General features: G+C 36.9%; 8 protein-coding genes. All 8 read left to right on the top strand.

Annotated elements, in window-relative coordinates; all coding sequences use genetic code 11:
* Window positions 1-67 precede the first annotated feature (67 nt).
* The 8 genes from pcrB (at window position 68) to gatC (ending at window position 12,694) form a co-directional block, all read left to right on the top strand.
* Entirely contained in the window at window positions 68-757 is a 690-nt protein-coding gene (gene pcrB, locus LD272_RS04680; protein ID WP_226035432.1) for a heptaprenylglyceryl phosphate synthase, read from the top strand.
* Between the two features lie 13 nt (window positions 758-770).
* The gene (pcrA, locus tag LD272_RS04675; protein ID WP_226035431.1) at window positions 771-3,005 is read left to right on the top strand and encodes a DNA helicase PcrA; all 2,235 of its coding nucleotides are present in this window, start codon (window positions 771-773) and stop codon (window positions 3,003-3,005) included.
* A 14-nt stretch (window positions 3,006-3,019) separates the two neighbouring features.
* Window positions 3,020-5,026: an NAD-dependent DNA ligase LigA gene (gene ligA / locus LD272_RS04670; RefSeq protein WP_226035430.1), complete on the top strand. Its 2,007-nt coding sequence runs from the start codon at window positions 3,020-3,022 to the stop codon at window positions 5,024-5,026.
* A gap of 17 nt (window positions 5,027-5,043) precedes the next feature.
* A complete protein-coding gene (locus LD272_RS04665) occupies window positions 5,044-6,210 on the top strand; it encodes a CamS family sex pheromone protein (protein WP_369413937.1) in 1,167 nt (388 codons plus the stop codon).
* A gap of 120 nt (window positions 6,211-6,330) precedes the next feature.
* The gene (gene pruA / locus LD272_RS04660; RefSeq protein WP_226035428.1) at window positions 6,331-7,878 is read left to right on the top strand and encodes an L-glutamate gamma-semialdehyde dehydrogenase; all 1,548 of its coding nucleotides are present in this window, start codon (window positions 6,331-6,333) and stop codon (window positions 7,876-7,878) included.
* Window positions 7,879-8,174: 296 nt separating this feature from the next.
* Window positions 8,175-9,446 carry a helix-turn-helix domain-containing protein gene (locus tag LD272_RS04655; protein WP_226035427.1) on the top strand — a complete coding sequence of 424 codons (1,272 nt, stop codon included), beginning with the start codon at window positions 8,175-8,177 and terminating at the stop codon, window positions 9,444-9,446.
* A gap of 906 nt (window positions 9,447-10,352) precedes the next feature.
* Complete coding sequence (putP, locus tag LD272_RS04650) at window positions 10,353-11,870, top strand: sodium/proline symporter PutP (protein ID WP_226035426.1); 1,518 nt, start codon at window positions 10,353-10,355, stop codon at window positions 11,868-11,870.
* Window positions 11,871-12,403: 533 nt separating this feature from the next.
* Window positions 12,404-12,694, top strand: a complete 291-nt coding sequence (gene gatC, locus LD272_RS04645; RefSeq protein ID WP_226035425.1) for an Asp-tRNA(Asn)/Glu-tRNA(Gln) amidotransferase subunit GatC — start codon at window positions 12,404-12,406, stop codon at window positions 12,692-12,694.
* The last annotated feature ends 3 nt before the right edge of the window (window positions 12,695-12,697 follow it).

Raw genomic sequence — 12,697 nt, 5'->3', positions numbered from 1 at the left:
GTGAATATGGTGTAGTTCCCTCATTCTAAATTTGAATTTGGTGTACTAGCGGTACAGGAGGTTTATTGTGTATAACATGAATGAATGGAAGCATGTGTTTAAGTTGGATCCTGATAAAGAAATCTCAGAAGAAGAACTGGAGCAAATATGTGAATCGGGAACAGATGCAGTGATTGTTGGTGGTACAGACAATGTAACACTAGATGGCGTGTTGCAATTATTAAGTCGTATCCGTAGGTTCACTGTCCCATGTATTCTCGAGGTGTCGAACTTAGAAGCAATAACACCCGGATTTGACTTTTATTTTATTCCAACCGTACTTAATAGTAAAAATAAAAAGTGGATTATGGATATACAGCATCAGGCAGTCAAGGAATTTGGAAGTGTAATTGATTGGAATGAACTTTTTGTCGAAAGCTACTGTATTATGAATGAACAAGCGAAGGCATTTCAGTACACAGATTGCTACTTACCGAATAACGAAGATGTTATTGCCTATGCGCAAATGGCTGAGAAAATGTTTAAATCCCCTATTTTTTACTTGGAATATAGTGGGACTTATGGTGACCCTAGCCTTGCCGAACAAGTTAAGAGGAACCTTTCTACGACATTATTATTTTATGGTGGTGGAATAAGGTCTAAAGAACAGGCGGAGGAAATGGGTAAGTATGCGGACGTTGTGGTCGTTGGAGATGTAATATACGATGATTTAAAAAATGGATTAAAAACTGTGCAAGCAGTTAAAGGAAATAATTAAAGGTGGTGTCTTTGTGAGTCAAACCATGGACGACTTACTAATGGGATTAAATGAACGACAAAGAGAAGCGGTGAAACATACCGATGGTCCGTTGTTAATTATGGCAGGGGCAGGTAGTGGAAAGACTAGAGTACTGACTCACCGGATAGCATACTTACTAGGGGAGAAGGAAATTTCTCCTCGTAGTATTTTAGCAATCACGTTTACTAATAAAGCTGCTAGAGAGATGAAGGATAGAGTTTATCGTCTTGTTGGTCCAGAGGGAGCATCGATTTGGGTATCGACGTTTCACTCGATGTGTGTCCGGATATTAAGACGTGATATTGATCGAATTGGTTATAGTACTAATTTCTCTATTTTAGACGGCGGCGATCAAATGACTGTCATTAAGAATATTCTTAAAGATTTAAATATAGATCCAAAGAAGTTTGAGCCTAGAGCGATGCTTGGTGGAATTAGTTCTGCAAAGAATGAACTCGTTACACCTGAAGAGTATAGTAAAAAAGTAGGCAATTATTATGATGAACAAATAGCTAGGGTGTATGAGCGATATCAGAAAATACTAAGGAAAAACCAATCGCTAGATTTTGATGATTTAATCATGCAAACAATCAACTTGTTTGACCGCGTTCCAGAGGTATTGGAATATTATCAACGCCGATTTCAATACATTCATGTTGATGAGTATCAAGATACAAACCATGCCCAGTACTACTTGGTAAAGCAGCTTGCAACGCGCTATCAAAATCTATGTGTGGTTGGTGATTCGGATCAATCCATTTATCGCTGGCGAGGTGCGGACATTACGAATATTCTTTCTTTTGAGAAAGACTATCCTAATGCTTCGGTTGTTATGCTAGAGCAAAATTATCGTTCGACCAAATCAATCCTACAAGCTGCAAATACAGTTATTGATCATAATACAGGTCGTAAACCTAAAAAGTTATGGACAGATAATGATGAAGGTACAAAAATTAATTATTATCAAGCAGCAACAGAACAAGAAGAAGGGTTGTTTGTAGCAAATAAACTCGAAGATTTAATTGCTACAAACACATATAGTTATAAGGATGTCGCTGTGCTTTATCGTACAAACGCACAGTCTCGTTCGATTGAGGAAACTTTCGTAAAGGCTAATATTCCATACCAAATCATTGGTGGAACTAAGTTCTATGATCGGAAAGAGATTAAGGATATGCTTGCATACCTACGATTGATCGCTAATCCAGATGATGATTTGAGTTTTGCAAGGGTTGCAAATGAACCGAAAAGAGGGGTAGGAAAAACCTCGTTAGAGAAATTACAGGCCTATGCAGCTGACCATGATATTTCCTTATTTACGGCTGTCCAAGAAGTAGATTTTGCTGGTGTTAGTGGAAAAGCGGCAAAATCATTAGCAGAGTTTGGAGCATTAATAAAAAATTGGACCAACCAACAAGAATTCTTAACAGCGACAGATATGGTTGGAGAAGTTTTGAAACGGACAGGCTATGAGGAAATGTTAAAGAATGAACGAAGCATAGAAGCACAAAGTCGTTTGGAGAACCTTGAAGAATTTAAAACAGTAACGAAACACTTTGAAAAACAAAGTGAAGACATGAGTTTAATTGCTTTTCTTACAGATTTGGCTTTAATTGCTGATATAGATAAAGTAGATGATGATCCAAATGCTGATGACAAAGTAACGCTGATGACATTACACGCGGCCAAGGGTTTGGAGTTTCCTGTTGTTTTCTTAATTGGAATGGAAGAAAATGTTTTTCCTCATAGTAGATCGTTGATGGATGAGGAAGAGATGGAAGAAGAAAGAAGACTAGCCTATGTAGGAATCACTAGAGCAGAGAAACAATTACACTTAACTCATGCGAAGATGCGTACGTTATATGGTAGAACGAATATGAATTCCGTTAGTCGTTTTATCGGTGAAATTCCTGACGAATTATTAGAGGGGCTAGAGGAGAAAAAAGAAGAAGCAGTGTTCGGATCTTTCATGTCTCCACAAAAACCAAAGCCGGACCCGTTTGCAGCACCTAAACGATCATCCAAAAAGCTCAAAGAGACAACAACTGGTGGAGAGTCGATTGGCTTTCAACCTGGTGATAAGGCTAATCATAAAAAATGGGGTCAAGGCACAGTTGTAAAAGTTAAGGGTGAGGGTGAAGCGATGGAACTTGACATTGCATTTCCAGCTCCAACCGGAATTAAACGTTTGTTAGCAAAATTCGCTCCAATCACAAAAGAAGAATAGTAGAGGTGTTCGGTATGGATCAACAACAAGCCCAGAACCAGATTGAACAATTGCGATCACAAATTAATAAATACAATCATCAGTATCATGTAGAAGACAATCCTAGTGTTTCTGATTATGAATATGATCAGAAGATGAATGAGTTAATGGAACTAGAAACACAATTTCCTGAGTTAGTGACTTCTGACTCTCCGTCTCAACGTGTGGGTGGAGCACCACTCGATGCATTTGAAAAAGTACAACATACAGTGCCGATGTTGAGTCTGGCGAATGCTTTTGGGGAAGATGACTTAATTCGCTTTGATCGCCGTGTCCGAGAAGGTTTGGGTGTGGACGAGGTATCCTATGTCTGTGAGTTAAAAATCGATGGATTGGCGGTCTCTTTACGTTACGAGAATGGAACGTTTGTTCAAGGTGCAACTCGGGGCGATGGTACAATTGGAGAAGATATAACAAACAATTTAAAAACAATTCGTAGCATCCCACTTCGTATCGATCAACAAGATACAATCGAGGTGCGCGGTGAAGCGTTAATGCCACAAAAGTCATTTTTGGCATTAAATAAAGCTAAGGAAGATAATGCCGAAGAAGCATTTGCTAATCCTAGAAACGCAGCTGCTGGCTCTTTGCGTCAACTTAATCCTAAAATCGCGGCTAAAAGGAACCTGGATATTTTCCTTTATGCTGTAGGCCAATGGGAAGTTGGGACATTGTCGACCCATAGCGAACGCCTAACTTATTTAAAAGAAATCGGATTTAAGACAAACCCAGAATGGCGAATTTGTAACAATATAGAAGAGGCTATTAACTATGTAAATAGCTGGGTAGAAGAGCGTTCAAATCTAAACTATGATATTGATGGGATCGTCATAAAAGTTGATCGATTAGACTATCAAGAAACGTTAGGATTTACAGCAAAAAGCCCTAGGTGGGCTATTGCATATAAATTTCCGGCGGAAGAAGTGATTACAAAGCTCTATGATATAGAACTTAGTGTAGGTAGAACAGGAGTTGTCACCCCTACTGCACTATTAAATCCAGTGAAAGTAGCAGGAACGACCGTTCAAAGAGCTTCTTTGCACAATGAGGACTTAATTCGTGAGAAAGATATTCGCATTAATGATACCGTAGTAATAAAAAAGGCAGGGGATATTATCCCTGAGGTTGTTCGAGTACTTAGTGATGAGCGAACGGGTGAAGAACAAGTATTTCAAATGCCAAGCGATTGTCCAGCTTGTGGAAGCGAACTCGTTCGATTGGAAGAAGAAGTAGCCCTTCGTTGTATTAATCCTAGTTGTCCCGCCCAACTAAAGGAAGGATTAATTCACTTTGTTTCTAGAAACGCAATGAATATTGATGGTTTAGGTGAAAAGGTGATTGAACAGTTATTTCATGAAAATTTAGTTCATACAATAGCTGACCTATATAAGCTAGAAAGAAAAGAGTTACTTAAATTAGAGCGTATGGGGGAGAAGTCGGTAGAAAACTTACTCGCTGCGATTGAAGTTTCTAAACAAAACTCGTTGGAACGATTGTTGTTTGGTTTAGGGATTCGTCATGTCGGTTCTAAAGCTGCCAGAACACTGGCGGAGCAATTTGAGACAATTGATCACATCGTGGAAGCTACTTTCGAAGATTATACCTCTATCTACGAAATCGGCGAGAAAATGGCTGATTCGATCGTTCGATATTTCGATGAAACAAGAGTCAAGCAATTAATTGACGAGTTAAGAAGTTTAGGATTGAATATGGAATACAAAGGCATTAGGAAATCTGACAAGCAAGAAGACTCACTGTTTACCGATAAAACAGTTGTACTAACAGGTAAATTGGAAGTATTATCAAGGGAAGAAGCAAAGGAAAAAATTGAAGCATATGGTGGAAAAGTGACCGGTAGTGTTAGTAAAAAAACAGATATACTTATTGCAGGTGCTGATGCAGGTTCTAAATTAGATAAAGCAAAAGAACTTGGAATAACTGTATGGGATGAACAAGAGTTAAGAGAAGCTTTAAAGGAATAGGGGTGAAAGCGTTGAAAGTGAAAATGATTTGTTTATTAGCGATACTCCTAATAGTAACTAGTTGTGCGCCTTCTTTTAACAAACAAGATGAGGTGGTAGAGGAAACTCAGGATGAGACAAGTCAAGAAACGGCGATAATTCCTAGCTATAATCTTACAGAGGAAACGTACCGGGTCTTACTACCATATAAACTTAGTAAGGCTAGGGGAGTAATCGTTAATCAAGTAGCAAACAGACTTGATATTGATGAACTTGAAGAAGGATTAAGGGGACATTCTAAAGATGTGTTTGATCCAGAAGACTATTATTTTCAAGAGGGGCAATACATTACTAAAGATATGGCATATGATTGGCTAGAAAGATATGAAGAGGGAGAAGAGGAGTTAGGCCTAAATCCCGAATTAAATATAGAAACTGATGAAGAGGATGCTGACCCTGCTGAGTTAATAAAGGAAGAACAAAATAATCCTAAATATCTATCGTATGTATTAGAACAAAATTATTTAACTAAGACGGAAGATAATGTCGTCCAACTCGGTGGAGTGTCAATTGGAATAGCTTTAAAATCAACCTATAGATTCCAAACTGAAATTGGTGGTCCTGATTATTATCAAGACATTCCAGAAGATGAAATGCTAAAAGAGGCAAATTCGATTGCTCAAGAAGTCGTTCAGCGCACTAGGGAAATTGCTGGTTTAGAAAATGTGCCGATTATGATCGCCATATATCGAGAGGAAGCATATGACTCAATTGTTCCAGGAAACTTTATTGCAAAAACAGTAGTGTCTAAAGGTTCATCTTCTATTGGCGATTGGGAATCGATTGATGAAGAATTTATGTTGTTTCCCTCAAATTCGGCTGAGGAGAAATATCCTGATATTTCTGCTAACTTACAGGATTTTGAACAAGATGTAGCCGATTATTTTCCTAATTATGTCAGTGTAGTAGGAAAAGGATTTTATAGGGACGAGCAGCTTGAAAAGCTCACAATTGAAATACCGGTTTCTTTTAATGGAAAAGCTGAGGTAATAGGCTTTACCCAATATATTTATGGATTAGTTATTGATGGCTTTCAACAAGCTCATTATGCCTTAGAAATCAACATAACGTCAAATGGACAACAAGAGGCTTTAATTACCCGAAGTATTGGGGAAGAGGAACCAACAGTTCACATTTACCATTAAATGTGAACTGGATTGTTTGAACTGTCAGGAGCAATACGTTAAAATTATGATTGGTAAGGCCTTAGCTTTTATTACTTAGCTGCTAAGGAAATTTGTCCGAATTATAAAGGAGGTCATTTCATGGTAACACCTTACAAACACGAGCCATTCACAGATTACTCAATTGATGAAAATCGCAAAGAGCTAGAGGCAGAATTGAAGAAAGCTGAAAAGAGCCTAGGGAAAGATTATCCACTAATCATTGGTGGGGAACGTATTACTACAGATGAGAAAATTGTATCTTACAATCCCGCAAATAAAGACCAAGTAGTCGGATATGTTTCAAAAGCTAACAAAGAAATTGCTGAAAAAGCAATGAAAGTAGCTGACGAAACGTTCCAATGGTGGCGCAAAACTAAACCAGAAATGCGCGCAGATATTTTGTTCCGTGCTGCAGCAATTGTTCGTCGTCGTAAACAGGAATTTACTGCTCATTTAGTGTTAGAAGGTGGTAAACCTTGGAAGGAAGCGGATGCAGATACAGCTGAAGCTATTGATTTCATGGAATACTATGGCCGTCAAATGCTTCAAATTAAAGACGGTGTAGGAATTAATAGTCGTGAAATTGAAAATAACCGCTATAATTATATTCCACTAGGAGTTACGGTGGTTATCTCTCCATGGAACTTCTTATTTGCGATTATGGCAGGTACTGCATTAGCACCTCTTGTAACTGGAAACACTGTATTATTAAAACCTGCTAGTACGACGCCTGTTATTAGCTATAAGCTAATGGAAGTACTTGAAGAAGCGGGTATGCCAAATGGAGTAGTAAACTACATCCCAGGAAGCGGAGCAGAGGTAGGAGACTATTTAGTTGATCACCCACGCACACGTTTAATTAGCTTCACAGGTTCAAGAGAAGTTGGTACGCGTCTTTTTGAACGTGCGGCTGTTGTTGGACCAGGCCAAAAATGGTTGAAACGTACCATTATTGAAATGGGTGGTAAGGATACAATTGTTGTCGACAAAGATACTGATCTTGAATTAGCTGCTGAAGCAATAACTTATTCATCATTTGGTTTCTCAGGTCAAAAATGTTCGGCATGTTCTCGAGTAATTGCACACCAAGATGTCTATGACGACTTATTGGCACGAGTTGTTGAATTAACGAAGGAAGTAAATGTTGCGGATCCGACTAACCATGATACTTACATGGGACCTGTGATTGATGAAAAGGCATACAATAAAATTTTAGATTATGTGGAGACAGGTAAAAAAGAGGGTAAATTAATGATTGGTGGTACTGGCGATAAATCTAAGGGATGGTTTGTCAATCCAACAGTTTTTGCTGATCTTGATCCCAACGCAACGATTATGCAAGAAGAAATCTTTGGACCAGTTGTTGGCTTTTCAAAAGCAAAAGACTTCGATGAAGCGATAGACTTCGCTAACAACACTGACTATGGTCTGACTGGAGCAGTATTCACTAATAACCGTGCTAACATCGAGAAAGCACGTGAAGACTTCCATGTTGGTAATTTATACTTTAATCGCGGCTGTACTGCTGCTATTGTTGGTTATCATCCTTTTGGTGGTTTTAACATGTCTGGTACGGATTCTAAAGCAGGTGGCCCGGATTACTTAATTCACCACATGCAAGGGAAAACTACATCAGAAATGCTTTAATTATCATTACCCCTTCTTTCTAACCAAAAGAAGGGGTGTTTTTATATGGTGAACTTAATATGAAACTATTAATCTCATTAAATATTTTGAAGTTTATGTGATATTTGCATGAAGACTAATACAGTTTTTTTTATGTTAGTATGTAAATAGTGCATAGGTCGATTTATCTATTGGGTGAATTTCATGATGACAATATCAAGGCATATCTCAACATATGTTGCATCCTGACGGTGGTAAATAGGTATTATGAAATTGATTCTATTATAAAAATAAAACACTTTTAAAGGTGGATAATTATGGATGTAGGTCCTTTTATAAAGCTTCACAGAACTAAACAACAAATGAAACAAGAGGATTTAGCCAAAGGAATCGTGTCAGAATCTTACTTATCAAAAATAGAAAACCAAAAAACAAATGCTAGTTATAAAGTAATTCAAATGTTATTTATACGGTTAGGTGTACATCAAACTGACGATGCGCATTCTATATATTTACAACAAAAATGCAACGAATGGTTTGGCATGTTGTATGAATCTAGTGATAAAAAACAACTTGAAATAAAATATCAAGAACTGCAATATTTGATTGAGGGTTGTTTTTCGGATGTACACATATTATTTGAAATATATAAAGTGCGGTATTTTTTATTAATTGGTAAAAAAACGGAGTCATATCAGCAATTGCTCGTCTTAAAAGAAATAATGGGATCCTTTAACGATGTTGAACTCTTTTATTGGTATAAATTTGTCGGCAATTACCATTCACTTTCTGAAGATTATAGTATGGCGATTAATATGTATAAGCAAGCAGAAGAAAAACTAGGGCAACTCGATCTAGATAAGCGAGAAACAGCTGATTTAAATTATACGATGGCTGTAACATATAGTAAGCTAAGAAACACATTAGAGGTAATAGACTATATATCGAGCGCTATGAAATATTACCGGGAAAGTTATAATCTATCACGATGCGCTCATGGCCATATACTACTTGGAATCGCCTATGAAAGAATAAGAGACTTTGATAAAGCAATTAAAAATTATAATTTAGCTGATGATATTTCTAAGTTAAATAATAATTCAGAGTTAAAACGATTAGTAAATATAAATCTCGGTTATCTTCATGCAACTAAGAGAGAGTCAGATCTAGCGATTGATTACTTTGAGAAAGTGTTAGAGGATAAAGGCGCCACCACGAAAGATCAACTGATTGCTATAACGTGTCTTTCTGAGGAATATTATCACACAAATGAATTGGACAAGAAAAAAGCAGTAATTGATCGTGGTATGAGTATTCTAAAAAAAGTAGATAGTAGCGATAAGATTTACCAATTTTATCATATGAAATTATATGCACATTATTATATACTTACCAATCAACTTAGTGAATTTGAACAACTTGTAATTGATCATTTAATTCCATATTTACAGAGGAAAAATGATTACGCTAATTTAGTGACTTACGGTAATTTAATGGGCATTCACTTTGAAAAAAGAAAAAAATATAAGTTTGCTACTCATTATTACAAATTAGCTAATAAAGCTTATGAAGAATTAATTCAACTATAGTCTGAACTGGTAATATGCATAATGTTGTAATAGATAACATACTAACAACTCAGGAACCAACTGAAAAGATAGATCCGGATGATGCAGAAGGTAATAGGTGGATGTTCGTTATCTATTTGAGCTAACAGGAGCAGAAAATCAGCATATAATGTGACGATTTGTTCTGAAAGTGGGCAAATCAATACTATAGATGTAAAATGTAAGATTTCTGAGTAAGAGCCACCCTAAATGTGGCTCCTATTCTGCGTGGATTCGCCTCTAATTTTAGCGGATTCACTCCTAATATCAGATTATTCGCACCAAACTTGAGTTAATTCGCCCCAAACTAGCAAAGATTCACCCCAAACTAGCAACTATTCGCCTTTATTGCTATTTGTGGGGTTGGACACGCAGGCAGGAGATGTGCCAATGAAATCAAAATGATTCATTGCGACTCTGTAGCTCGCTATTTCAAAAGTGAAGATTCTATGCAAATTTTTAATAGTCATTTTTACACACGAAAAAATAAAAGCGCTTTAAATATTGAGGAGCAATAATGCCTTTCTAGGAAAAAATATCTACTTAATTTTATAAGTTTTTGTGAATACTTATTACCTCAGAACTGGAATAAGTATAAATATACGTAAATTTATGTATATTTATACTTAACTGACAATTTGTTCAAACGTTTGAAATGTTCTAAAAATACAAGTTGTGTTATAGTTATTATGTTATGTGTGTATTTTTGTTTGAATAATTCTAGTAATCAATAAAAAAAACATGCATACAAATGTATAAAAAGGGGGTTGTCTCATGGAGGATTTTGCACTGACGGGTGCCACCTGGTTTTGGTTATTTGTACCAATGCCAATATTAATTATTCTATCAACTATTACTTTATTTACAGAGGGGAGAGAAAAATAAAACATGGAAACAGCTACACTAATAACGTTTATAGTTTATTTACTGGGTATGCTAGCAATCGGAGTAATATCCTATCGTTTAACAAATAATTTATCGGATTATGTACTTGGAGGAAGAAGATTAGGACCAGGTGTTGCGGCACTTAGTGCTGGTGCATCAGATATGAGTAGTTGGTTACTACTAGGTTTACCAGGTGCTATTTATGCTAGTGGTTTAGGAGGAGCTTGGATCGCAGTGGGACTTGCAATTGGTGCCTATTTAAATTGGCAGTTCGTTGCTAAACGTTTAAGAGTTTATACGGAAGTATCTAATAACTCTATCACGATCCCGGATTTTTTAGAAAACCGATTCCGCGATACATCTCACTTATTACGTGTTATTTCTGCAATTGTTATTTTGGTATTCTTCACATTTTATACTTCATCAGGTATGGTTGGTGGCGCGAAGCTATTTGAAGCATCATTTGGCCTATCTTACACTCAAGCATTATGGATTGGCGCAATAGTAATCGTTTCTTACACATTCCTAGGAGGATTTCTAGCGGTAAGTTGGACTGACTTTATCCAAGGGATTCTAATGTTCTTGGCACTAATTATTGTTCCAATACGAGCAATTATGATTGTTGGTGGCTGGGACGCTACTATAGATGCAGTAGGCAACATCTCACCAGGACACTTAGACATGGTTGCTGGTGTTGGTGCAATAGGTATTTTATCTTCTTTAGCATGGGGCTTAGGTTACTTTGGTCAGCCTCATATTCTTACGCGTTTCATGGCATTACGTTCAGCTAAAGATGTACCAAAAGCACGTTTCATTGGTATGACTTGGATGGTTCTAGGACTATACGGAGCGGTATTTGTAGGTCTTGCGGGTCTTGCATTTATTAGCACGGAAGATGTAGGGGTATTGTCTCAATTTGGAGTTCAAGTTGTAACAAATGACGCTGGCATACAAATGCTTGCTGACCCTGAGAAAATATTCATTGCATTTTCACAAATCTTGTTTGATCCAATCATCGCAGGTATTCTATTAGCAGCTATTTTGTCTGCCATTATGAGCACAATTGACTCACAGTTGCTAGTATCATCATCTGCAGTAGCAGAGGATTTTTATAAAGCTATTTTACGTAAAAATGCATCTGAGCGTGAATTAGTATGGATTGGTCGTTTTGCGGTTGCTGCTATTGCATTAATTGCAACACTTCTTGCAACAAATCCGGAAAGCTCAGTACTAGAACTGGTTAGTTATGCATGGGCAGGTTTCGGTGGTGCCTTTGGACCAATTGTATTACTTGCTTTATTCTGGAAAGGTCTTACTAGAAACGGTGCATTAGCAGGTATTATTGCTGGTGCATTAACGGTAATCATATGGGGAGATTTCCTTTCAGGAGGAATTTTCGACCTCTATGAAATCGTTCCTGCTTTCTTACTCAATTTGATTCTGGCTGTAGTAATCAGTTTAACTGGTAAGCCAGCACCTGAGGTAGAAGCGGAATTTGATGAAGCGGTAAGTAAGTTGTAATTTTATACGTTTAAAATTAAAAGAGTTCTTCTCGGATTATGAGAAGAACTCTTTTTTTGTGGATATAAATAAAATGGGCAGTGGACAATTAACTCCTAAGTTGGCCACCATCCAACTCCAGCGCATACCCCGCCTGAAGTCTTAACACAACCCTCATCACGGGTAAGAACACCACGATGAGGCTTGTCTTATTGCCTCTAGGGTGAACAAGAGGCTTGCGCTTTTGTTACTAACAGCTCGGTTTGAATGCTTATGAAATATGTATTAAGGGAAAGACTTAATTATATTCTCTTATTAGACTTTAATAGAACGGGTTCGATTAGTTGTTAAAAACGTGTTAAAATAAAAACTTGTACAAGTTGCCAAATCACCCTATTTTTTGCTATTATCATAAGTATTGTAAGTTTAAATAAGTAAATTTTACTCATCAATGGATAATTGTTAATTTTAGGTCTATAGTGATTGTTTTAACTTAATGTTTCATACAATTATTCGAATACATAGAAAGTGATAAAATGCGGAGGTGAACGATTATGTCAGAAATTTCAAAAGAACAAGTAAAGCACGTAGCACACCTTGCTCGGTTAGCTATTACAGAAGAAGAAGTAGAGAAAATGACAAAACAATTAGGGGATATTATTGAGTATGCAGAGCTTTTAAATGATTTAGATACGGAAAATGTCGAACCGACAACACATGTATTAAATCTGAAAAATGTAATGCGTAAAGATAATCCTAGGGAATGGATAAATAAAGAGGATGCATTAAATAATGCACCAGATAAAAAAGATGGACAATTCCGAGTACCGTCCATATTAGAATAAGGA

Source organism: Aquibacillus saliphilus, assembly GCF_020404745.1.
Taxonomy (GTDB): Bacteria; Bacillota; Bacilli; order Bacillales; family Amphibacillaceae; genus Aquibacillus; species Aquibacillus saliphilus.
Note: the sequence above shows the minus strand (reverse complement) of the source record. Positions and strands in the feature narration are given on the sequence as shown.